General features: G+C 67.3%; 24 protein-coding genes. 10 read left to right on the top strand and 14 right to left on the bottom strand.

Translation table 11 applies throughout. The annotated features are described in order from the left end of the window. Positions 1-16: 16 nt before the first annotated feature. The 12 genes from LQF09_RS01300 to LQF09_RS01245 form a co-directional block, all read right to left on the bottom strand. Positions 17-739 carry an SIMPL domain-containing protein gene (locus LQF09_RS01300; protein ID WP_270068954.1) on the bottom strand — a complete coding sequence of 241 codons (723 nt, stop codon included), beginning with the start codon at positions 737-739 and terminating at the stop codon, positions 17-19. 2 nt (positions 740-741) lie between these two features. Continuing rightward, positions 742-1,689, bottom strand: a complete 948-nt coding sequence (gene lipA, locus LQF09_RS01295) for a lipoyl synthase (RefSeq protein WP_002925374.1) — start codon at positions 1,687-1,689, stop codon at positions 742-744. A gap of 72 nt (positions 1,690-1,761) precedes the next feature. Then, entirely contained in the window at positions 1,762-2,421 is a 660-nt protein-coding gene (gene lipB / locus LQF09_RS01290; protein WP_002925375.1) for a lipoyl(octanoyl) transferase LipB, read from the bottom strand. Next, complete coding sequence (locus LQF09_RS01285; RefSeq protein WP_270068953.1) at positions 2,418-2,702, bottom strand: YbeD family protein; 285 nt, start codon at positions 2,700-2,702, stop codon at positions 2,418-2,420. The genes lipB and LQF09_RS01285 overlap by 4 nt, the downstream gene beginning before the upstream one ends. Beyond that, positions 2,695-3,555, bottom strand: a complete 861-nt coding sequence (locus LQF09_RS01280) for a D-amino acid aminotransferase (RefSeq protein WP_002925380.1) — start codon at positions 3,553-3,555, stop codon at positions 2,695-2,697. Before LQF09_RS01280 ends, LQF09_RS01285 begins: the two co-directional genes overlap by 8 nt. Positions 3,556-3,587: 32 nt before the next feature. Then, entirely contained in the window at positions 3,588-4,715 is a 1,128-nt protein-coding gene (locus tag LQF09_RS01275; protein WP_002925385.1) for a D-alanyl-D-alanine carboxypeptidase family protein, read from the bottom strand. A 173-nt stretch (positions 4,716-4,888) separates the two neighbouring features. After that, the gene (locus LQF09_RS01270) at positions 4,889-6,013 is read right to left on the bottom strand and encodes a septal ring lytic transglycosylase RlpA family protein (protein WP_270068952.1); all 1,125 of its coding nucleotides are present in this window, start codon (positions 6,011-6,013) and stop codon (positions 4,889-4,891) included. A gap of 15 nt (positions 6,014-6,028) precedes the next feature. Then, positions 6,029-7,171: a rod shape-determining protein RodA gene (gene rodA / locus LQF09_RS01265; RefSeq protein ID WP_270068951.1), complete on the bottom strand. Its 1,143-nt coding sequence runs from the start codon at positions 7,169-7,171 to the stop codon at positions 6,029-6,031. Beyond that, the gene (mrdA, locus tag LQF09_RS01260; RefSeq protein WP_002925393.1) at positions 7,168-9,180 is read right to left on the bottom strand and encodes a penicillin-binding protein 2; all 2,013 of its coding nucleotides are present in this window, start codon (positions 9,178-9,180) and stop codon (positions 7,168-7,170) included. Before mrdA ends, rodA begins: the two co-directional genes overlap by 4 nt. A gap of 12 nt (positions 9,181-9,192) precedes the next feature. Then, on the bottom strand, positions 9,193-9,714 hold the full coding sequence (mreD, locus tag LQF09_RS01255; protein WP_002925394.1) for a rod shape-determining protein MreD: 522 nt from the start codon (positions 9,712-9,714) through the stop codon (positions 9,193-9,195). Between the two features lie 3 nt (positions 9,715-9,717). Next, positions 9,718-10,596 (bottom strand): rod shape-determining protein MreC, encoded by an 879-nt coding sequence (gene mreC, locus LQF09_RS01250; RefSeq protein ID WP_002925397.1) that lies wholly within the window; start codon positions 10,594-10,596, stop codon positions 9,718-9,720. A 69-nt stretch (positions 10,597-10,665) separates the two neighbouring features. After that, entirely contained in the window at positions 10,666-11,709 is a 1,044-nt protein-coding gene (locus LQF09_RS01245) for a rod shape-determining protein (protein ID WP_002925399.1), read from the bottom strand. A gap of 166 nt (positions 11,710-11,875) precedes the next feature. Here LQF09_RS01245 and gatC point away from each other — a divergent pair, with 166 nt between their 5' ends. From gatC to LQF09_RS01210, 7 genes are all read left to right on the top strand, one after another. Continuing rightward, positions 11,876-12,163: an Asp-tRNA(Asn)/Glu-tRNA(Gln) amidotransferase subunit GatC gene (gene gatC / locus LQF09_RS01240; protein ID WP_002925403.1), complete on the top strand. Its 288-nt coding sequence runs from the start codon at positions 11,876-11,878 to the stop codon at positions 12,161-12,163. Between the two features lie 64 nt (positions 12,164-12,227). Beyond that, positions 12,228-13,700 carry an Asp-tRNA(Asn)/Glu-tRNA(Gln) amidotransferase subunit GatA gene (gene gatA / locus LQF09_RS01235; RefSeq protein ID WP_002925410.1) on the top strand — a complete coding sequence of 491 codons (1,473 nt, stop codon included), beginning with the start codon at positions 12,228-12,230 and terminating at the stop codon, positions 13,698-13,700. Positions 13,701-13,714: 14 nt separating this feature from the next. Beyond that, a complete protein-coding gene (locus LQF09_RS01230) occupies positions 13,715-14,209 on the top strand; it encodes a hypothetical protein (RefSeq protein ID WP_002937666.1) in 495 nt (164 codons plus the stop codon). 38 nt (positions 14,210-14,247) lie between these two features. Beyond that, positions 14,248-15,720, top strand: coding sequence for an Asp-tRNA(Asn)/Glu-tRNA(Gln) amidotransferase subunit GatB (gene gatB / locus LQF09_RS01225; RefSeq protein WP_270068950.1), 1,473 nt, complete (start codon positions 14,248-14,250; stop codon positions 15,718-15,720). Positions 15,721-15,753: 33 nt separating this feature from the next. Further along, positions 15,754-16,590, top strand: coding sequence for a class II glutamine amidotransferase (locus LQF09_RS01220; RefSeq protein ID WP_270068949.1), 837 nt, complete (start codon positions 15,754-15,756; stop codon positions 16,588-16,590). A gap of 76 nt (positions 16,591-16,666) precedes the next feature. Continuing rightward, a complete protein-coding gene (locus LQF09_RS01215) occupies positions 16,667-17,083 on the top strand; it encodes an HIT family protein (protein WP_002925418.1) in 417 nt (138 codons plus the stop codon). Positions 17,084-17,114: 31 nt separating this feature from the next. Then, positions 17,115-18,725 (top strand): hypothetical protein, encoded by a 1,611-nt coding sequence (locus LQF09_RS01210; RefSeq protein ID WP_270069907.1) that lies wholly within the window; start codon positions 17,115-17,117, stop codon positions 18,723-18,725. On the opposite strand, the gene phoR is transcribed toward LQF09_RS01210, so the two are convergent. Both phoR and phoB read right to left on the bottom strand, forming a co-directional pair. Next, entirely contained in the window at positions 18,706-19,959 is a 1,254-nt protein-coding gene (phoR, locus tag LQF09_RS01205; RefSeq protein WP_232431557.1) for a phosphate regulon sensor histidine kinase PhoR, read from the bottom strand. The two genes, LQF09_RS01210 and phoR, sit on opposite strands and share 20 nt — an antisense overlap. Before the next feature lie 101 nt (positions 19,960-20,060). Continuing rightward, positions 20,061-20,771 (bottom strand): phosphate regulon transcriptional regulator PhoB, encoded by a 711-nt coding sequence (gene phoB / locus LQF09_RS01200; protein WP_002925421.1) that lies wholly within the window; start codon positions 20,769-20,771, stop codon positions 20,061-20,063. A gap of 177 nt (positions 20,772-20,948) precedes the next feature. Here phoB and LQF09_RS01195 point away from each other — a divergent pair, with 177 nt between their 5' ends. The 3 genes from LQF09_RS01195 to LQF09_RS01185 are packed head-to-tail and all read left to right on the top strand — an operon-like array spanning position 20,949 to position 23,026. Then, a complete protein-coding gene (locus LQF09_RS01195) occupies positions 20,949-21,374 on the top strand; it encodes a gamma-butyrobetaine hydroxylase-like domain-containing protein (RefSeq protein WP_002925422.1) in 426 nt (141 codons plus the stop codon). 7 nt (positions 21,375-21,381) lie between these two features. Then, positions 21,382-22,119, top strand: coding sequence for a bifunctional demethylmenaquinone methyltransferase/2-methoxy-6-polyprenyl-1,4-benzoquinol methylase UbiE (gene ubiE, locus LQF09_RS01190; RefSeq protein WP_002925423.1), 738 nt, complete (start codon positions 21,382-21,384; stop codon positions 22,117-22,119). A gap of 19 nt (positions 22,120-22,138) precedes the next feature. Beyond that, positions 22,139-23,026 carry a Tim44 domain-containing protein gene (locus tag LQF09_RS01185; protein WP_002925425.1) on the top strand — a complete coding sequence of 296 codons (888 nt, stop codon included), beginning with the start codon at positions 22,139-22,141 and terminating at the stop codon, positions 23,024-23,026. Positions 23,027-23,068 lie beyond the last annotated feature (42 nt).

Below are 23,068 nucleotides of genomic sequence, written 5' to 3'. Positions count from 1 at the left end.
CTGAGCGGGGGACAACTCAGTCGAGCGTGAACTCGAAGGTGCTGACCACGCGCAAACGCTTGCCGATGGTGCGCGAGCTGTCCATCTCCGAGCCGTCGTCGTCGAGGATGCGGATCGTGCCCTGGTTGGCACTGCGCAAGGCACCGAGCCTTGCGCCAGCGTCAGCGGCAAACTTGCGTGCCTGTTCGCGGGCGCTGAGGGTGGCTTCCTCGAGCAGCATCGGCTTGACGTCGTTGAAGCCGCGCAGCTGATACAGCGGCGCGCCGTCGCCGCCTTCTCCGCCAAGCTGGATGCCGGCCTCGATGAGCGGATCGACCCGGTTCGACGACGCCGCCACCAGGTCTACGCGCACCGACTTGACCACCACCTGTCCGCGGCCGTTGAAGCGCAGGGCAACCTGATCGGGACCATACTCGCGCGCGAGCAGGTCCTGCACCTGCAGGGGGCGGGCGTCGATCTCGTCGTCGGTGAAACCCTGCGCGCGCAGGAAGGCGAGCACGCGCTCACGATCGGCGGTGAGTGCCTGTTGCACGCGTCCGAAGTCGTTGTCGGCGCGGCGGAAGGCGAGGGTCCACACCGCAAAGTCGCTCTTGACGTCGCGCTCGGCGAGACCCTTCACGGTGATGGTGCGCTCGGCCATGCGAAAGCGCTCGATGCCCTTTGCCACCTGCATGCCGGCAAAGCCGATGCCGATGGCCAGGATCAGCGCCGGGAGGACCCCGATCCGGCTGTCGGCCATGATTACACTACGCCTGCGCCGTGCGCCTGCTGGTCGGCCCAGTAGCTCGAACGCACCATCGGACCGCAGGCGGCGTTCTTGAAGCCCATCTTCAGCGCTTCGGTTTCGAACATCTTGAAGGTGTCCGGATGCACGTAGCGCAGCACCGGCAGGTGGCCACCGGAGGGTTGCAGGTACTGGCCGATGGTGAGCATCTCGACGTCGTGGGCGCGCATGTCGCGCATGACCTCGAGGATCTCGTCGTCGGTCTCGCCCAGGCCCACCATGAGCCCGGACTTGGTCGGCACCTCGGGATGACGGGCCTTGAACTCCTTGAGCAGCTTGAGCGAGTAGGCATAGTCCGAGCCGGGGCGCGCCTGCTTGTAGAGGCGCGGCACGGTCTCGAGGTTGTGGTTCATGACGTCGGGCGGGGCGGCGTCGAAGATGTCGAGTGCGATCTCCATGCGGCCGCGGAAGTCCGGCACCAGCACCTCGATGGTGGTCTTGGGCGACACCGCACGCGTCTCGCGGATGCAGTCGACGAAGTGCTGGGCGCCGCCGTCGCGCAGGTCGTCGCGGTCCACCGAGGTGATGACGACGTAGTTCAGGCGCATCGCGGCGATGGTGCGGGCCAGGTCGATCGGCTCATTCGGATTGAGCGGGTCGGGACGGCCGTGGCCGACGTCGCAGAACGGGCAGCGCCGCGTACAGATGTCGCCCATGATCATGAAGGTGGCCGTGCCCTTGCCGAAGCATTCATGGATGTTCGGGCACGAGGCTTCCTCGCATACCGTATGGAGCTTGTGCTCGCGCAGCGTCTCCTTGATCTCGTTGAAGCGCTCGGCTTCCTGGCCGGCACCGAGCTTGATGCGGATCCAGTCGGGCTTCTTGAGGCGTTCGGCGGGGACGATCTTGATCGGGATGCGGGCGGTCTTGTCTGCGCCGCGCTGCTTGCGCACTGGGGTTTCCATGGTCGCTGTTCTCTGTGGGTTCGGCGTGGGACGCGCTGGGGGAGCGGGGGATTATGAACCGGAGCGCGTCGCTTAGACAGCCTGCTCGGCGCGATGTGCAGTATCGGTGGCGCCAGCGGTATCCGCCAACGGCGGCAGCAGACGCTGCAGATGAGCGAGCAGGACTTCGCCGACCTCCTCCACGCTGGCCTCGATGCCGAAATCGCGCATGCGGATCGTCTTCAGGCCTTCGTAGCCGCAAGGGTTGATCCAGCCGAAGGGGGCGAGGTCGGCATCGACGTTGATGGCGAGGCCGTGGTAACTGCAGCCGTTCCTGACCCGCAGGCCAAGCGCGGCGATCTTGTCGCCTGCGACGTACACACCGGGCGCGCCGTCCTTGCGCTCGGCATGCAAGCCATAACCGGCCAGGGTGTCGATGATGGCCTGCTCCATCAGGTGCACCAGTTCGCGCACCTTGAGCCGGCGCCGGTGCAGGTCCAGCAACAGGTAGGCTACCAGCTGGCCGGGACCGTGGTAGGTGATCTGCCCGCCGCGGTCGATGTGCACCAGCGGGATGGCGGCCGGATTCTGCAGCAGATGCTCGGGCTTGCCCGCCTGGCCCAGGGTGTACACCGGCGGGTGCTGCAACAGCCAGATCTCGTCGGGGGTGTCGGCGCCGCGTTCGGCAGTGAACACGCGCATGGCCTCGAGCGCCGGCGCGTACTCCACCAGGCCGAGGCGCTTGACGATCACAGCACCACCTTGACCATCGGGTGCGAGGTGAGCTCGCGGTACAGGGCGTCGACCTGCGCCTGGGACACGGCACGGAAGGTGCAGGTCACGGCCAGGTAGTTGCCCTTGCTCGAGGGCCGCATCTCGGCACCTGCGGGGTCGAAGTCGGGCGCATGGCGCAGCACGACATCGGTGACCGCCTGGGCAAAGCCATCCACGCGCGCACCCATCACCTTGATGGGGAAGCTGCAGGGGTATTCGATCAGGGTCTGGCGCGTCTGCGCGCCGGGAGCGTCAGCCATTTCGCATCACCGTAAGCTTGAAGTCCTGGTACCAGGCGTACATCTGGCGGCCCATCGGGCCAGGCTCGCCGCTGCCCACCGGGCGGCCGTCGAGCGTGGTGATGGGCAGCACCTCCTTGGTGGAGGAGGTCATCCACAACTCGTCGGCGCTGCGCACCTCGGCTTCAAGCACCTCGCGCACCTCATGCCGCATGCCGCGGCTGCGGGCAAGTTCGAGCACCACGTCGTAGGTGATGCCGGGCAGCATGAGGTGGCTCTTGGGCGGCACCAGCAGCACACCGTCCTTGCACACGAAGATGCTGGAGGCGGCACCTTCGGTGAGGAAACTGTCGCGGAACAGCACGGTCTCCGCGCAGCCATTGTCGATCGCGTGCTGGCGCAGCAGACAGTTGGCCAGCATCGATACGGTCTTGAGGTCGCAGCGCAGCCAGCGGATGTCGGCCGCGCTCACCGCCGCGACACCGCGCGCGAGCTGCTCGGCGCCCGGCGTGACCAGCGGCTCGCTCATCAGGAAGACAGTGGGCTGGACTTCGGGGCCGGGGAAGGCGTGGTTGCGCTTGCTGTCGGCGCCGCGCGTCACCTGCAGGTAGACCGACTGGTCCTCCCACGGGTTGCGGGCGACGATCTCGCCGATGATCGCCTTCCAAGCCTGTGCCGTATGGGGGTTGTTCAGCCGCATCGCCGCCAGCGTGCTGGCCAGGCGGGCGACGTGCTCATCGACGCGGAAGGGCCGCCGCGAGTACACCGGGATGACCTCGTAGGCGCCATCGCCGAACAGGAAGCCGCGGTCCATCGGCGACACACGCGCCTCGGCAAGCGGGAGGTACTGGCCATTGACGAAAGCAGTCACCATCGTGGGGTCTCCAACTGAGAGGCTCGCGCCGATCACAGGCGCTTGAACAACATCACGATCGCATCCCACAGGCGGCCGAAGAAACCGGCCACCGGCACGTCCTGGAGGGCAAGCACAGGGTACTGGCCGATCTGCTCGCCATCGATCCGCAGCGACAGCACGCCCACCTCCTGGCCCTTCTCGATCGGCGCGACGAGCGGCTGGCGGCTCTCCAGCGTGACCTGGATCTTGTCGGCCGATTCCTTGGGCAGCGACATCACGAAGTCGGTGGTGAAGCCCACCGGCAGCTCGTTCACCTTGCCCTTCCAGACGCGGAACTGCGACAGCGCCTCCTCGGCCTTGTAGAGCTTGACCGTGTCGTAGAACTGGAAGCCGAAATTGAGCAGCTTGAGCGACTCCTGCGCGCGCACGGTGTCCGAGGCGGCGCCGAGCACGACCGCCACCAGGCGGCGGGGGCCGCGCTCGGCAGTGGACACCAGGCAGTAGCCGGCCGTGCTGGTGTGGCCGGTCTTCATGCCATCGACGGTGGGGTCCATGTACAGCAGGCGGTTGCGGTTGGGCTGGCGGATGTTGTTGTAGGTGAACTCCTTCATCGAGTACAGGCTGAAGTACTCGGGGAAGTCGCGGATGATCGCGCTCGCCAGCAGGGCAAGGTCGTTGGCGGTGGTGTAGAGCTGCGGATCGGGCAGGCCGGTGGAGTTGGTAAAGTTTGTGTTGCGCATGCCCAGGCGCTGGGCCTCGCGATTCATGAGCGCCGCGAAGGCCTCCTCGCTGCCGGCGATCAGCTCGGAGATGGCGACGCAGGCGTCGTTGCCCGACTGCACGATGATGCCCTTGATCAGCTCATCGACCGTGACCTCCTTGCGCGGCTCGATGAACATGCGCGAGCCCTCCATGCGCCATGCACGCTCGGACACCGGCACCACCTGGTCGGCGCTGATCGTGCCCGCCTTGAGCGCCGAGAAGGTGAGATAGGCCGTCATCAGCTTGGTGAGCGAGGCCGGCTCGATGCGGGTGTCCGCATCTTTGGCGACCAGGGTCTGGCCGGTGGCGTGGTCCGCCAGGACCCAGGCATTGGCGGCCAGCACCGGCGGCGGCACGGACTGCGCAAGTGCAGTCAACGAAAACAGCGAGACAAGAACGGCGATCAGAAAACGCATGACGAAACCCGGGGAATGGAAGAAGGAAGACGCGGGGCGGCACGAGCGGCTCGGCGCGGGGCCCTGTCGGCCCCACTGGCTGGCCAGCCCCGGCGCAGCGGCCCAATTATAGGCGCCGGTCGATGACAGACCCAAAACGAAAGGCTTTGTTGCATCCCGCCTGCCGCGCTGGCTCAGCGCACCACCACGAAGGGCTTGAGCTTGAGCAGGCTGCCCATGCGCTCGGCGGCGCTGCGTGCCGCATCGACCGACTCGTAGGGACCGGCATGGAGCCGGAAGCGTTCGCCGTCGGCGAGCAGCTCGAAGCGCTCGGCCAGCGCCGCCGCCCTGCCCTGCACGGTGTCGCGGAAACCCTCGGCGTTGGCGTAGGACGCGAAGGCGCCGAGCTGCAGGAAGATGCCGCCGCTGGCCGATGCGATGGGCGGCACCAGCCCGCCGGCGCCATCGGCCGTTGCGAGTGCGGCGGACGTCGGCGCCGGCGCTGTGCTGCCCTGCATGTCGACCGCTGACGCGGCCGGCGCGGGCAGGGGCTCGAGCGCACGTGCGGCCAGCGCCGGTTCGCCGGCAGCGACCACGCCCTCGTCGGCGCGCGCAGCGAGCGGCGGTACCGGCCGCGTGCTCGCCACCAGGGGAGCCTCGTCGGGCAGGATCTGCTCGACCTCCACCTGCGCGCTGCCGGCGTTGATATAGCCCAGACGGTGCGCAGCAGCGTACGACAGGTCGATGACACGGCCGCGCAGGAAGGGGCCGCGGTCATTGACCCGCACCACCACCGAACGCCCGTTGTCGAGATGGGTGACGCGCACGTAGCTCGGGATCGGCAGCGTCGGGTGCGCAGCGGTCATGGCGTACATGTCGTAGGGCTCGCCGCTCGAGGTCGGCCGGCCGTGGAAGCGCCGTCCGTACCAGCTCGCGTGGCCACGCTGGCGGAAAGGGCGCACTTCGGTCACCGGCACGAAGCTCTGCCCCATCACGTGGTAAGGCCTGTTGGCAAAGCGGTGCAGAGGCTCCGCGCGAGGCTCGGCATCGGGGATGTTGTCGAGGTCGTTGGGCAACACGTCGTCGGGACCGTCGTCCAGGTAATAGCCTCCGCCACGCGTCGCGCGCGCCGGTGCTGGCGCGCGCGCAGCCGGCTGCGTCGTCGGCGCGCTGGCGACCGGTTCGTCGCCCTGTCTGGGGGTCGAGCCGCAACCGGAGAGCAAACCGGCGAACAGGGCCAGGCAAAACGACAGGGGCAGGAGCCGGCTGCCGGCAGCGCGCGCGGCACCGGCAGGGGAGGTCGAAGGCGTCGGATTCATCTTTCCGTCCGAAGGTCAGGTCTTGTCTGCAAAGCGGCTGCGCTGGATGCTCATCAGGATACCGATGCCCAGACAGAGCGTGACCAGTGCAGTTCCGCCATAACTGATGAAGGGCAGTGGCACGCCCACTACGGGCAGGATGCCGCTGACCATGCCCATGTTCACGAAGGCGTAGGTAAACAGGATCATCGTGATTGCGCCGGCCAGCAGCCGCGTCGCATGGGTCGGCGCGTTGGCGGCAATGTGAAAGCCGCGCAGCAGCATGAGCACGTACACGACGAGCAGGGCCACCGCACCGATCAGGCCGAACTCCTCGGCGAGCACGGCGAAGATGAAGTCGGTGTGGCGCTCGGGCAGGAAGGCGAGGTGGGTCTGGGTGCCATCCATCCAACCCTTGCCCATGAGGCCGCCCGAGCCGATCGCGATCGTCGACTGGATGATGTGGAAGCCCTTGCCGAGCGGGTCGCGGGTGGGGTCGAGCAGGGTGCACACGCGCTGCTTCTGGTACTCGCGCAGCACCTGCCAGTCCACTTCGGGCTGGCACAGCGTGTCGCCGAAGGCGACGATCGAGCCCAGGCCGATCACGCCGGCGACCACCAGCGGAATGATCAGCTTCCACGACAGCCCGGCGAAGAAGATCACGTAGAGGCCCGAGGCGGCGACCAACAGGCTGGTACCCAGGTCGGGCTGGATCAAGATCAGCGCCACGGGGGCCACGAGCAATGCCGCCGCGACGCAAAAATCCAGCGCCCGCGTCTGGGCCTCGCGCTGCTGGAAGAACCAGGCCAGCATCAACGGCATGGCGATCTTCATCAGTTCCGAGGGCTGGATACGTGCCACGCCCAGGTCCAGCCAGCGCTGCGCACCCTTCGACACCTCGCCGAACAGGTCCACCGCGATCAGCAGCAACACGCCCAGCACGTAGAGTGGCACCGCCAGCGCGAGCAGGCGCTGCGGCTTGAGCAGCGCCAACGCCCACATGCCCAGCAGCGCGATGGCGAAATGGGTGAGTTGCGAATCGACACGCTCGGGCGAGGCGCTCTGCATCAGGATGTGGGCGCTCGCCAGCAGCACGGCGAGCAGCACCAGCAGCACCGGGTCGAGCGGGCGAACGGCGGCGCGCAGCAGCGCGAACGGATTGAAGCGGGTCTCGTTCATCGCGTCACCCTCGTCGGCTGCCCAGGCACCAATGCTGCCTGCGGCACGGCGGGCGCAGCAGGTTCGCGCGGCGGCGGATCACCCTCGCCGGTACGCGCCGGCGCTGTGCCATTGGCCGCATCCTCGGACTCGGTGGCGTTGTCGTCTTCCGCTGCAGGCGCACCTGCGCGCTGGTCGAGCAGGTAGTAGTCGATCACCTGGCGGGCAATGGGTGCAGCCGACTGCGAGCCGAAGCCGCCGTTCTCGACCAGCACGGCAAGCGCGATCTTGGGGTTCTCGGCGGGCGCGTAGGCGACGAACCAGGAGTGGTCGCGCAGGCGCTCGCGCACGTTCTTCTCGACATAGCGCTGGCCGCGCAGCGAGAACACCTGGGCGGTACCGGTCTTGCCGCCAACGCTGTAGGGCGCACCCTGGAAGGCCCGCCGCCCGGTGCCGCTCTTGTTTACATCCACCATGGCGTCCAGCACGGCCTTGAGATGCGCCTGCTTGAGCGGGATCTCGCGCAGCGGCTCGGGCTCGATCGCCCGCCGCTCGCCGGTACGCGAATCGACCACGTACTTGACCACGTGCGGGCGGAACAGCTTGCCGTCATTGACCAGGGCTGCCATCGCGTTGGCGAGCTGCAGCGGCGTGAAGGCGTTGTAGCCCTGGCCGATGCCGACCGAGATGGTCTCGCCCGCGTACCAGCGCTGTTGCTCGGGCTTGCGGAAGCGGTTGCGCTTCCATTCCGGGGACGGCAGCACACCGATGGCTTCGCCCGGCAGGTCGATGCCGGTGCGATCACCGAAGCCGAAGGGCGCCATGAAGCTGGCGATGCCCTCGATGCCGAGCTCGTTGGCGAGCTGGTAGTAGTAGGTGTTGCACGACACCACGATCGACTTGTGCAGGTCGACCATGCCGTGGCCGCCGATCTTGTCATCCATGAAGCGATGGCCGCCGAAGTTGAAATAACCGACGTCGTGGATTGCCTGCCTCGCCGTGCGCTTGCCGGTTTCCAGCCCGGCCAGCGCCATGAAGGGCTTGAAGGTGGAGCCTGGCGGATAGGTGGAGTAGATGGCGCGGTGCAGCAGGGGATGGTCGGGCGACTCGTTGAGCGCGCGCCAGTCCTGCGTGGAGATGCCATCGACGAAGAGGTTGGGGTCGTAGGTCGGCATCGATACCAGGGCGAGCACGCCGCCGGTGGAGGGCTCGATCGCCACCAGCGCACCGCGGCGGTCGCCGAAGGCAGTCTCGGCCACCCGCTGCAACTCGATGTCCAGGGTAAGCTCGAGATCGTTGCCCGAACTGGCCGGGGTGTGGGACAGCGCGCGCACCGCACGCCCGCTGGCGTTGACTTCGACCTGCTCGACGCCGGTGGTGCCATGCAGTTCGGCCTCGTAGGACTGCTCCAGGCCGGCCTTGCCGATGTGCAGGGTGCCGCGATAGTTGGCGGTCTGGCCGCGCTCCTCGATGCGCTCGACGTCGCGCTCGTTGATGCGGCCGATGTAGCCCACCACATGCGCCGCGGTCGTGCCCTGGGGGTAGTCGCGCAGCAGGCGGGCACGCACATCCACCCCGGGCAGGCGGTAGCGCTGCGACACCACACGCGCCACCTCCTCGTCGGTGAGCCGGCTGCGCACCGGCACGCTCTCGAAGTTGCGACTCTCCTCGAACAGCTTGCGGAAGCGGCGCAGGTCGCGGGGCTCGATCGGCACCAGGGTGGAAAGCTCGGCCAGCGTCCCCTCGAGGTCGCGCACCTCGGAAGGCATGATCTCCAGCGTGTAGGTGGCGTAGTTGCGCGCCAGCACGACGCCGTTGCGGTCGACAATGGTGCCGCGGTGCGGCACCACCGGCAGCAGCGCGATGCGGTTGTCTTCGGCGCGGGTCAGGAAGTAGTCGTGACGCTGGACCTGCAGGAAGTGGAAGCGTGCCGCGAGCAGGCCGAGGCAGATGAGGACGAACACGGCCGCCACCACTACACGCAGCCTGAAGCGGGCAAGATCGGCGGCCGGTGTGCGAAACTCGGTCATCGGCGCCCCGCCTCAGATGGGGCGATTGTCATCGCGCTCCACCGGCTGGTATTGCGGCAGCAGCAGCAGGAAGGACAGCGGCGCCCACAGCAGCGCACTGCTGAAGCTCGACAGGAAATAGGACCAGCCGGGGAACTCCCCTCCCGCCAGCAGGCGTACCGCCATCATCAGGAGCTGCGCCAGCAGCAGCAGGGGCAGCACATGCAGCGCCTGCTGCCACGACGGGAACCACAGCACGCGGCGCGCCAGGGTGTTGGCAAGGTAGGCGAGCACCACGTAGGCCAGCGCATGCTGGCCCATGGCCGCGCCCAGGCCGACATCGACCAGCAGGCCAAACACGAAGCCCACGCCCATGCCGATGCGCAGCGGCTCGCGCACACACCAGAAGGCGAGCACCAGCGCCACCCAGTCGGGCAGGCCGGGGGTGCGGCCAGTCGGGATGTATTCGAGGCCCAGTGCCGCGAACAGGCTCAGGTAAACGAACCAGAGCTTGACCGGCAGCAGGATGCGGCTGGAGCGGTTGGTCGGCTGCATGGCTCAGCGCCTCCCTTCGGGCTCGGAGGCCGGGGGCGGAGGCGGATACGCCGCACGCCCCACCACCAGCACCTGCACACTGCGCTCGATGGCGGCGAGCGGTTCGCAGTCGATGCGGGCAAAGGCATCGGCCTCGCGATTGACGCTGAGCACCTTCGCCACCGGCAGGCCCGGCACATAGACGCCGTCCAGGCCGGACGTCACCAGCTGGTCGCCGGGCTGAATATCGACGTCGGCCAGCACATGACGCATCTCCAGGCTGCCGCGACCGGTGCCGTAGAGCACGCCGCGCACGCCGTTGCGCACCACGCTCACCGGAATCGACTGGCGACGGTCGGTGAGCAGCGTCACCTCGGACTGGATCGGATGCACACGCGTGACCTGCCCGATGACGCCCTGGGCATCGACCACCGCCAGCCCCGGCTCCACGCCCTGCTGCGCGCCGCGATCGAGGATGACCTTGCGTGCGAAGGGGTCGGGCGCGTTGTAGAGGATGTCGGCGGCGACGCTGCGTACGGCGATGCGCTGCGACATCTCGAGCAGGCCGCGCAGCTCGGCGTTCTCGCGCTCGAGATGGTCGAAGCGCAACAGGCGCTCACCGACGTCGAGCTGGTGGCGGCGCAGCTCTGCGTTCTCGAGCTGGACGTCGATCAGGGTGCCGAAGTAGCGCGCGGCATTGCGCACCACGTCGGCCGGCGTGGAAGCCGCCATCTGCAGCGGATAGGTGATCACCGACAGGCCGTTGCGCACCACCTCGAGGTAGCGGAAGCGCAGGTCGGCCACCAGCAGCACCAGGCACAAGGCGACGAACATGAACAGGCGCGCCAGGGGGGCCAGGCCGCGCTTGAAGATCGGAGGAGGCTGATGGCCGACGAAAGACATCCGCTAGAAACCAGGGCCGTCAGGTTGAGGCGCGAAGCCGGGCCCCGGCGCGCAGGCCGGGGCGGGGCATCACTCGGAGGTGAAGATGGAAGCGAGCTGGTCCATCTTGTCGAGCGCCATGCCGCAGCCGCGGGCGACGCAGGTCAGCGGCTCCTCGGCCACGACCACCGGCAGGCCGGTCTCTTCCATCAGCAGGCGGTCGAGGTCGCGCACCAGGGCGCCGCCGCCGGTGAGCATCATGCCGCGCTCGGCGATGTCGGCACCGAGTTCGGGCGGGGTCTGCTCGAGGCCGATCTTGACCGCGGACACGATCTGGTTCATCGGCTCGGTGAGCGCCTCGAGGATCTCGTTGGACGAGATGGTGAAGCTGCGCGGAATGCCCTCGGCCAGGTTGCGGCCCTTGACCTCCATCTCGCGCACCTCGGAACCGGGGAAGGCGGAGCCGATTTCCTTCTTGATGTTCTCGGCGGTGGTCTCGCCGATGAGCATGCCGTAGTTGCGGCGGATGTAATTGACGATGGCTTCGTCGAACTTGTCGCCACCGACACGCACGCTGCCTGCATAGACCATGCCGCCGAGCGAGATCACGCCGACCTCGGTGGTGCCGCCGCCGATGTCGACCACCATCGAGCCGGTGGCGTCCGACACCGGCAGGCCGGCGCCGATCGCCGCCGCCATGGGCTCCTCGATCAGGAATACCTGCGAGGCGCCGGCCGCCAGGGCCGCGTCGCGGATCGCGCGGCGCTCGACCTGGGTCGAACCGCAGGGCACGCAGATGATGATGCGCGGACTGGGCGACAGCAGGCGCGAGTCGTGCACCTTCTTGATGAACTGCTTGATCATCTGCTCGGTGACGACGAAATCGGCGATCACGCCGTCCTTCATCGGCCGGATGGCAGTGATGTTGCCGGGCGTCTTGCCGAGCATGAGCTTGGCCTGGTGACCGACCGCCTGGATGGAGCGCTTGGCGTTGGGCCCGCCCTCGGTGCGGATCGCCACCACCGAGGGTTCGTCGAGGACGATGCCCTTGCCGCGCACGTAGATCAGGGTGTTGGCGGTGCCGAGATCGATCGCGAGATCGTTGGAGAAGTAGGAGCGGAGAAAACCGAACATGAATGGTTCCGAAACCGGTGGAGTGGTCGAGCCGCGTGCCGCATCGCCTGAATCCCGCAGCAACACGAAACCCCGCCCGTGCTGCAATGCAGTGCAGCCCCAGGCGGGGCAAAGATGATTATGATAACCTACAAACCTTTGTGGATTCAGCAGGTTTTGTTACCTCATGTCGCTGTCCAATGATCAAGTCGGGCACATCGCCCGCCTCGCGCGCATCGCGCTCTCCGACGCCGAACTGGACGCCACCCGTGCCAAGCTGAACGGGATCTTCGAGCTCATCGAGCAGATGCAGGCGGTCGACACCAAAGGGGTCGAGCCAATGAGCCATCCGCAGGAGCTCGCCACCCGCCTGCGCCCCGACCTCGTCACCGAGCCAGACCGCCGCGACGCCTTCCAGAAGGTCGCACCGCAGACCGAAGCCGGCCTCTATCTGGTGCCGAAAGTCATCGAATGACCCGCCCCGCGGTCCTGCCCCCGTCGTTGGCCGCCACCGCGGCATCCACCTGCCCGCCCAGACCATGATCAACGCCTCCCTTCCGGAACTGCGCCGCGCACTCGATACGCGGCAGCTCTCCGCCGTCGAGCTTGCAAGCCTGTTCCTCGACCGCATCGACGCTCACAACCCGGGCCTCAATGCCTTCATCACCGTCGACCGCGACGGTGCGCTCGCCGCGGCCCGTGCCGCCGACGAACGCATCGCTGCCGGTACGGCCGGCGCCCTCACCGGCATCCCGCTCGCGCACAAGGACGTGTTCTGCACCGAAGGCGTGCTGACCACCTGCGGCTCGAAGATGCTCGGCAATTTCGTCAGCCCTTACGACGCCCACGTCGTCAGCCTGCTCAAGGCCGCCGGCGCCGTGTGCCTGGGCAAGGCCAACATGGACGAATTCGCGATGGGCTCGTCCAACGAGAACTCGGCCTTCGGCGCAGTGAAGAACCCCTGGAACACGGCGCGCGTGCCCGGCGGCTCTTCGGGCGGCTCCGCCGCTGCCGTGGCCGCGCGCCTGGTGCCGGTCGCCACCGGCACCGATACCGGCGGCTCGGTGCGCCAGCCGGCCGCCTTCTGCGGCATCACCGGCATCAAGCCCAGCTACGGCCTGGTGAGCCGCTACGGCATGATCGCCTACGCCTCCTCGCTCGACCAGGCCGGGGCCTTCGGCGCCAGCGCCGAGGACTGCGCGCTGCTGCTGTCGGCGATGACGGGCTTCGACGAGCGCGACTCCACCAGCCTGGAGCGCCCGACCGAGGACTACGCCGCTGCACTTGCCGCCCCCGCGGCGGCAAAGCCGCTGGAGGGCCTGCGCATCGGCCTGCCGCGCGAGTTCTTCGCCGAGGGCATGGCCGACGACGTGCGCGCCGCCATCGAGACGGCGCTCGACCAGTACCGCGCGCTCGGCGCGACAACGGTCGAAGTGTCGCTGCCGAACGCGAAGCTGGCGATCCCCGCCTATTACGTGATCGCACCTGCCGAGTGCTCGAGCAACCTGTCCCGCTTCGACGGCGTGCGCTACGGCCACCGCGCCGCAGACTACGGCGACCTCGCAGACATGTACAGCAAGAGCCGTGCGGAGGGCTTCGGCGCCGAGGTCAAGCGCCGCATCCTGGTCGGCACCTACGTGCTCTCGCACGGCTACTACGACGCCTACTACCTGCAGGCACAACGCCTGCGCCGCCTGATCGCACAGGACTTCCAGGCTGCACTGCAGCACTGCGACGTGATCGCCGGCCCGACCACGCCGACCACCGCCTGGGCCCTGGGCGAGAAGTCCGACGACCCGGTGCAGATGTATCTGTCGGACATCTACACCATCGCAGTCAACCTCGCCGGCCTGCCCGGGCTGTCTCACCCGGCCGGCTTTGGCGCCGATGGCCTGCCGGTGGGCCTGCAACTGATCGGCGACTACTTCGCCGAGGCGCGCCTGCTGCAAGCTGCGCACCGCTTCCAGCAGGCCACCGACTGGCATGCCCGCCGGCCGGCGGGCACTGCCTGAGCCTCGGAGCGGGTATGCAGCGGCGGCAGCCTGCAAGCCGGATCGCAGCGCTGGCAGCAGCGATGCTGCTGGGCGCATGCGCCCAGCCTGGTACGCCGCCTGCCGACGCCGTGAGTGACGAGGTGCTCGCCAGCCCGAGCTCGGCCGGAGCACGCCTGCGACCGATGCCCTGGCGCCCGCTCGAGGTGCGCACCGACTGCAGCTTCCGTGACGAGGCCGGCTACGCGACGCGCATCACGCTGGCCGTGGCGCAATCGCGGGTGGAAACGTTCAGCGCCGTGGTCGATATCCCGCAGCGCGGCCGCTGCAGCTTCCATGGCCCGTTCGTGCAGACGCGCGAAAAGCCGAGTGTGCGCCTGCAGGCAGACGACGGCTGCACGGTGGACATCTTCGAGCAGGGCAATGCCGTCACCGTGGGCTTTGCCAACTGCGCCGCACGCTGCACCCGCGGCGCCTTCGATTACCTGTGGCCGATCATCGTCGATCGGTCCAACGGCCAGTGCCACTGACCCCCGGTGGCGGGCCGCACGCAACACGAGAACACACCATGAGCCGATCCGATTGGGAAGTCGTCATCGGGCTGGAAGTCCACGCCCAGCTCAACACCGCCAGCAAGATCTTCTCCGGCGCCAGCACCGCCTTCGGCGCCGAAGCCAACCGCCAGGCGAGCGCGGTGGACATCGCCCTGCCCGGCGTGCTGCCGGTGCTCAACCGCGGCGCGGTCGAGCGCGCGATCCGCTTTGGCCTCGCGATCGGCGCCGAAGTGGCCGAGAAGAGCGTGTTCGCGCGCAAGAACTACTTCTACCCCGACCTCCCCAAGGGCTACCAGATCAGCCAGATGGACCTGCCTGTGGTGGTTGGCGGCGAGATCACCATCCGCGTCGGCGAGGGCGAGGCGGCCTACGAGAAGACGGTGCGCCTGACCCGTGCCCACCTTGAGGAAGACGCCGGCAAGAGCCTTCACGAGGACTTCCACGGCATGACCGGTATCGACCTCAACCGCGCCGGCACGCCGCTGCTCGAGATCGTCTCCGAGCCCGACATGCGCTCCGCTGCCGAAGCCGTGGCCTACGCCCGCGCGCTGCACGCGCTGGTACGCTGGATCGACATCTGCGATGGCAACATGCAGGAGGGCTCGTTCCGCTGCGACGCCAACGTGTCGGTGCGCAAGAAGGGCGCGACCGAATTCGGCACCCGGCGTGAGATCAAGAACCTCAATTCCTTCCGCTTTCTGCAACAGGCCATCGACTTTGAAGTTCAGTGGCAGATCGACACCCTGGAGGACGGCGGCCGCATCCAGCAGGCCACGGTCCTGTTCGACCCCGACACGGGCGAGACGCGCATGATGCGCAGCAAGGAAGACGCCCACGACTACCGCTACTTCCCCGACCCCGACCTGCTGCCGCTGATGATCTCCCCGGACTGGAAAGCGCGCGTGCAGGCTGCGATGCCCGAATTGCCGGTGGCGATGAAGGCGCGCTTCATGGACGACTGGGGTCTGTCCGCCTACGATGCCACCACGCTCACCGCGTCCAAGGAAGTCGCCGACTTCTACCAGGCCACGGTGTCGGCCGCAGGCACGGCGCTGGCCGCTCAGTTGCCCAAGCTCTGCGCCAACTGGGTGATGGGCGACCTCGCCGCCCGCCTCAACAAGGCCGAGCTCGACATCACCGACTCACCGGTGTCGCCCGCGCAGCTGGCCGGGCTGGTCGCACGCATTGCCGACAACACCATCTCCAACGCCATCGGCAAGAAGGTGTTCGAGGCGCTGTGGAACGGCGAGGGCGCTACGGCTGACGAAGTCATCGACAAGCAGGGCCTCAGGCAGGTCACCGACAGCGGCGCGATCGAAGCGATGATCGACGAGGTTCTCGCCGCCAACCAGAAATCCGTGGATGAGTTCCGCGCGGGCAAGGACAAGGCCTTCAACGCGCTCGTGGGCCAGGTCATGAAGGCCAGCAAGGGCAAGGCCAGCCCGGCGCAGGTCAATGAGCTGCTCAGGAAGAAGCTCGGCGGCTGACGTCGAAGGCTGACGAGAACGGAGGGTTAGACGATGTGCCAGTTGCTGGGCATGAACTGCAACGTGCCGACCGACATCTGCTTTTCGTTTTCGGGCTTTCGCGCGCGCGGTGGCCTCACCGACCACCACCGCGACGGCTGGGGCATCGCCTTCTTCGAAGGGCGTGGGGTACGCGTCTTCCTCGACCCCGCCCCCAGCGCACACTCGCCGGTGGCGGAGTTGGTCAAGCGCTACCCGATCCGCTCACTGAACGTCATCGCCCACATCCGCAAGGCGACGCAGGGCGAGGTGCGGCTGGAGAACACCCATCCCTTCCAGCGCGAGCTGTGGGGCCGCTACTGGATCTTTGCCCACAATGGCAACCTGAAGGACTTCGCCCCGTCGCTGTCCGGACGCTTTACCCCCGTCGGCACGACCGATTCGGAACTCGCCTTCTGCTTCATCATGGACACGCTGGCCCAGCGCTTCGGCGACGGCGCACCGACACCCGAGGCGCTGTTCGCGGCGCTGCGCGAGCTGGCTTGCGAGATCGGTCGCCTCGGCGAGTTCAACTTCCTGCTCTCGGACGGCGACTGGCTGTTCGTGCATTGCTCGTCGCGCCTGTGCTACATCGTGCGCCAGGCGCCATTCCCGCTTGCACATCTGTCCGACGAGGACCTCACGGTCGACTTCAACGAGGTGACCACGCCCGAGGACCGCGTCGCCGTCATCGCCACCACTGCACTCACCGACAACGAGGCGTGGAACGACATTCCCGCCGGCACGCTGATCGCGTTCCAGAACGGCCATCCGGTCGAACTCGGCCCGGGCGCGACGGTCGCTCAGGACTATCCGCGCACGGCGGCAGGCGACAGCTCCCATAACGCGTAACAGTTCCTCGTCCATAATCATGGCGACGGGTTAAAGTGTAGGTCCGTGACTCCAAATTCCAGGATCGAAGACGCGCATGGACTGTCCTCTGTGCTCCCTGCCCCCGGAGCAAGTCGTCTGGGAAGACGATCGCTGCCGGGTCATCCGTGTCGATGACGCAGCCCACCCCGGTTTTTGCCGCGTGGTGTGGCGTGAGCATGTGGCCGAGATGACCGACCTCATGCCCGCCGACCGCCAGCACCTGCTCGACATCGTGATGGCGACCGAGAGTGCGCTGCGCGGGCTCCTGCACCCGGACAAGATCAACCTCGCGAGCTTCGGCAACATGGTGCCGCACCTTCACTGGCACGTCATACCGCGCTACCGGGACGACCGCCATTACCCCGAGTCCATCTGGGGCGCTCCCCAGCGCGAAGGCATCGCACATGCGGGCGCCGAGGCGGTCGCACTGGCGCGTGCGATCGAGGCGGCGCTGGGCCCGCGGTCCCACTGACTACCCAGCCGTGCATATCGAATCCGACCTCATGGACTACACCCAGCCCTCCTTCTGCCTGGAGCAGTTGCGGAATCTGCGCACAGTCGACGTCCACGCGACGCATGAAACGCTCGGCCTGATCATTCGCGGCCTGCTCGAGGGCAAGCCCGCCCCCAACCAGCACCTCGAGGTTCTGGAGGCTGCGCGCGAAGCGCTCGACTTCGTCCAGACCGAGCTGGGGGGGCGCTATGCGGCCCGCCCGCTGCCGCCGGACGGTGACGAGAACCGCACCCTGCACGAGGTGGTTGCGCTGTGGCAGGACGTGGCGCGGTCGTATGCGCACATCGCCGAACGGGACGCCGACGAGGGCACCCTGGAGGACCAGCGCCCACTCCTCGCGGAACGCCGGATCTTCTACGCCGGCCTTGCCCTGTTCGAGTACTTCAGGGCGCACCGCGCGCTCGAGCCCGGCATGTGGCACACCGTGCACGAGGCCTATGGCGCGGCACTGCATGCGGGGCTCGCCGAGATCCGCGTTGCCGAGCCGCTCAACGAGACCTGGCACGCCCAGAGTCCGCGCGAAACCTACGTCGCGATCCTCCTCGTCGACCTGGCAAATCCCTATGGCCGCAGTGAACGGGAGCTCAGGTGGGTGCTGCGCTGGGCGCAGCGCTTTGCCCCCTACTGCACGCTCGATGAGCACATCGACGAAGCCAGATCGACAACCTACGGTGTGGAGCTCGACTCCGACCTGGGCCTGCGCCCGCTCGGCCTGCTTTCGCGCACCGCAACCCTGCTCCGCTTCGACGGCTCGACACTGGCGACACAGATTCAGGCCGTGATGGCGCAGTTCCGCCATGGCGCCAAACCCGCATCACTCGGCCTCGGCAAGGACTGCTCGACGGCCGACGCCGGCCGGCTGCTGCTGTCGCTCTACCGGCCGTGGGGGCTGGCCAGCGCAGGGCGGCGCTTCCCGCGCCGCAACAAGACGGGCGAGGTGGCGCTGTCCGGCGACTGGCTGGCCATGGGCTACCTCATCCAGGGCGAAGTCTTCCAGCAGCCGAATGGTGGACGCCACATCGGGGCACTGCGCGACGACATTTCGCTGCTGACCTTCGGCGAACTCGTTCCCGAGATCGACACCCCGGAAAAGCTGGCCCGGCGCCGCCGCGAGCAGGCCGCCCTGCTTGGCCTGGAGGCGGCATCGTGGACCCTCCTCGACCAGTCCGTCGGCGGCTTCAGACTCCAGCTGCTGCGTGACGGCGACCAGGCCCGCCTGGAACATCATCAGCTCGTCGCCATCCGGCCGCCCGACGGACAGGCTTTCCTGCTTGCAGACATCTGCTGGATGATGTTCCGCGACGACGGCGCGCTGGAACTCGGCATCAACGTGCTGGCGGGCATGCCGCGCGTAGTCGCCGCACGACCTTCATCGGCCGCGAGCAGGGACCCCTACCACCAGGCTTTTCTGCTGCCGGCCACGCCTGCACTCAAGGCCGCTGAGTCGGTGGTACTGCCCGCACAGTGGTTCCGCAAGGCGCGCGTGGTCGAACTGCGCGATGGCGCAGCCACCCGCATGATCGAACTCGACAAGCTGCTGCTGCGCGGCCCCAACTTCGACCAGTGCAGCTTCACCGACGTTACGGGCGCTGCATCCTGAGTCGCGGCGCAGGAAAACGCATCGCGAAGCGGCTGCCCTTGCCGAGTTCGCTTTCGATGACGAGCTCGCCCTGGTGCCGGGTCACGATGTGCTTGACGATCGCCAGTCCGAGCCCGGTTCCGCCCGTCTCCCGCGAACGCCCGCGATCGACGCGATAGAAGCGTTCGGTCAGGCGCGGGATATGAGCCGGATCGATACCGATTCCGTCGTCACGAACCCAGTACTCACCGCACTCCAGCCCGGCGCGCCAGCCGATCTCTATATGTCCTCCGGCCGGGGTGTAGCGTACCGCGTTGCTTGCCAGGTTGGAGAACGCACTGTGAAGCTCCTTGCGGCTGCCAAGCAGGGCTGCCTCGCCTTCGACCACCAGACTCAGCGTGTGGCGCCCGGCCGACAGCAGTTCAGCCTCGGCCGCCACCTCACGCACCAGGCCCACCGCATCGACCGGCTCGTCGTCGATCTGGGCCGGCGCACCGGTCTCGAGTGCGGACAGGGTGAGCAGCTCCTCGATGAGACGCTGCATGCGCGTGGATTGCTCGCTGGCCAAGGTCAGGAAGTGGATGACGTCTTCGCGTGAAAAATCGTCGAGCCCATCGATCAGCGTCTCGAGGAAGCCCCCCACCACGGTCAGGGGCGTGCGCATCTCGTGCGAGACGTTGGCCACGAAGTCGCGGCGTACGTTCTCGAGGCGCTCGAGCTGCGATACATCGCGCGACAGCACCATGCGCTGCTTGCCCGCGAACGGAATGACCAGTACCTGGAGAGTCCCATCCCGTCGCCGCAGGGCATGCAGCACGAGAGGCTCGGAATAATCCCTGGACGCAAGATAGGCTGCGAACTCGGGCTGGCGGACCAGGTTGGGCAGCGGGCTGCGCAGATCCTTGCGACGATCGAGCCCGAAATGCTGCTCGGCCATCGGGTTCATCCACTCGATGGCATCGTCCTCATCGAGATACAGCACCCCATCGGGCATGGCCTGCGCGGCGTGCTGGAAGCGGGCCAGTTCGGCCGACAGCTTCTCCTTGACGTCGCATTCGCGCTGCAGGCGCTCGCCGATCTCGGCGAATACCGTCCCCCACAGCCCTTCGCCCTGTGGCGGTGGCGTACCGACCGGCTGGCGCGCCCACTCGACGAGGAGGCGCAGGTTGCGCGCGAGCAGCATCGCCGCAGCCACGAAACCGATCATGAGCAGCGCCAGCGCGGCATCGCTGCCGCGCAAAGCCGCAGCGAGCATCGTCAGTACGAGCACGGCGACAAATGGCGCCACCGCGGCCACCCCGATGTTTCGAGTCGATCGATGGATCACGCCATTCCCACGCGAGAGCGAAGGCACGATTATGACGCGTTCGATGCCAGCGGCGCATGCACCGAGAAGCGGTAGCCGCTTCCGCGCACGGTCTGGATCAAGGCGTCGTGGGCAGTCGGCTCGAGTGCGCAACGCAGGCGCCGGATGTGGACATCCACCGTGCGCTCCTCGACGAAAACATGGTCGCCCCAGACCTGGTCGAGCAGCTGGGCACGGGAGTGGACACGCTCGGGATGCGTCATCAGGAAATGCAGCAGGCGGAACTCGGTCGGGCCGAGTGAGAGTGCGGTTTCACCCGCACTGACGCGGTGCGTGGCCGGGTCCAGGCGCAAGCCGCCAAGCTCCACCGCATCCTCGGTCGCCTGCGGTGCGCGCCTGCGCAGCACCGCCTTGATGCGGGCGACGAGTTCGCGCGGACTGAAGGGCTTGGTGATGTAGTCATCAGCACCGGTCTCGAGGCCGGTCACCTTGTCCTGCTCCTCGCCACGCGCGGTGAGCATGATGATCGGAATGTCGCGGGTGCGCTCCTCGGCACGCAGGCGGCGGGCAAACTCGATCCCTGAAGCGCCCGGTAGCATCCAGTCGAGCAGCACGAGATCCGGCAAGGCCTCGCGCACGATACGATGCGCCGTCTCCGCATCCGCGGCGCGCACCACATGGTGCCCCGCACGGCTCAGGTTTGCCGCGATGAGCTCCTGAATCGCCGGTTCGTCTTCCACAAGCAATATGTTCGCTGGCATGCCTGAACTCCCTGTTAGCAGCAGCGGCAGTGTATTGCAGCTCTTTGACGCTTTCATGACACGTCATCGCAATGCAATACCCGCACCCACGATCCCGCGCCCCTCACGCAAGCCAACCCCGGAACGAGCAGCCTCCGATTCGGGTATGATTGTGACCCCATAATCGGGATTCAAGCCATGGCCGGACTCGACCAGAACACGCCGACTCCCACCGACATCACGGTACACCGCAAGTCCAGGACGCTCGAGATCGCCTTCGACGACGGCAGCCGCTTCCAGCTGCCCTTCGAGTTCCTGCGCGTCTATTCCCCTTCTGCCGAGGTCCGCGGCCACGGACCGGGCCAGGAGACGCTGCAGCAGGGCAAGCGCGACATCGATATCGTCGACATCTCGCCGGTCGGAAACTACGCGATCAAGCCGGTATTTTCGGACGGCCACGACAGCGGCCTGTACTCCTGGGACTACCTCTACGGCCTCGGACGCGAGCAGGAGGCCCTGTGGGCGGCCTACCTCGAGCGCCTCGAGCAACAAGGCGGCACGCGCGACCCCGCCCTGGTACCGGCAGCTGCTCCCAAGGCGGGCGGCTGCGGCCATCACCACTGAGAACGGCATGAGCGACAAGACCACGCACTTCGGCTTCGAAACCGTCGCCGAGGAACAGAAGGAAAAGAAGGTCGCCGAGGTGTTCTCCTCGGTTGCCCAGAAGTACGACATCATGAACGACCTGATGTCGCTCGGACTGCACCGCGTCTGGAAGCACTTCGCCATTCAGGTGTCGGGCGTGCGCGAAGGCGACCGCGTACTCGACGTTGCCGGCGGCACCGCAGACCTCTCGCTGGCGTTTTCGCGCAAGGTCGGCCGCAAGGGCCAGGTCTGGCTCACGGACATCAATCACGCGATGCTCTCGCGTGGCCGCGACCGTCTCGTCGACCACGGATTCGCAATGCCCGTGGCGCAGTGCAACGCCGAAAAGCTTCCCTTCCCCGACGACTGGTTCGACTGCGTCACCGTCGCCTTCGGCCTGCGCAACATGACGCACAAGGACGTCGCGCTCGCCGAGATGCGCCGCGTGCTGCGTCCGGGCGGCCGCCTGCTGGTACTCGAGTTCTCGCGGGTGTGGAAGCCGCTGTCACCGTTCTATGACCTGTACTCCTTCAAGCTGCTGCCCTGGATGGGGCAAAAGGTGGCGAACGACGCCGACAGCTACCGCTACCTGGCCGAATCGATCCGCATGCATCCTGGCCAGGAAGAATTGAAGTCGATGATGGAACAAGCCGGGCTCTCCCGAGTCGACTACTTCAACCTCAGTGCAGGCGTCGTTGCGCTGCACCGCGGATACAAGCTTTGAAACCGGAGACCACGTACCAATGAAATCCTTCTTCATGACCCTCGTCCTCGCGATCGCCTCGTTTGCCTTCGTGATCCCTGAGGCCGAAGCCAAGCGCCTCGGCGGCGGCAGCAGCTTCGGCATGCAGCGCCAGGCCACGCCGCCGGCCCAGCCGCGCCAACCCGCTGCCACGCAACAGGCACCGCGCCAGGGGGCCGCTGCACCGGCCGCGCAGAGCCGCTCTTGGATGGGCCCGATCGCCGGCCTCGCCGCCGGTCTCGGCCTGGCCGCCCTGTTCTCGCACCTGGGCCTGGGCGAAGGCTTTGCCAACTTCTTCATGATCCTGCTGCTGGCTGCTGCCGCCTTCTTCATCTTCCGCATGATCTTCCGCCGTGGTGCGGCTGCCGGTACGCAGCCCAACCGCATGCAGTACGCAGGCGCCTCCGCCGGCGCTGCGGCGAGCCCGGCCGGCACCACCGCCTTCCAGGCCCAGCAGCCGTTCGGCGGCAGCGGTGAAGCTGGAGCAGTCGCAGCCAGCGGCCTCGAAAAGGCCGTCGCCTCCGGCTTCGACGCCGACGGCTTCGCCCGTCAGGCCAAGCTGAACTTCATCCGCCTGCAGGCAGCGAACGACGCCGGCAACCTGGACGACCTGCGCGAATTCACCACGCCCGAGGTGTTCGCCGAGTTGTGCATGCAACTCAACGAGCGCCGCGGCGCCGAACAGCGCACCGACGTCGTCGAGCTCAACGCCGAGGTCATCGATGTGGAGGAGGCCGACAACCGCTACATCGTGAGCGTGCGCTTCACCGGCTTGCTGCGCGAAGAGGCTGACGCCGCACCTGTGGCGTTCGACGAGATCTGGCACCTCACCAAGCCGATCAGCGGCGAAGGTGGCTGGCTGATTGCTGGCGTCCAGCAGACGCAGTGATCGGCAACTGATCTCACACCCGTGACTGGAGGCACCTTGGCG

Origin of the sequence: Thauera sp. WB-2 (assembly GCF_027594845.1) — a bacterium.
Classification (GTDB): domain Bacteria; phylum Pseudomonadota; class Gammaproteobacteria; order Burkholderiales; family Rhodocyclaceae; genus Thauera; species Thauera mechernichensis.
The sequence above is the reverse complement of the archived record's forward strand: the minus strand, read 5'-3'. Positions and strand labels throughout refer to the sequence as shown.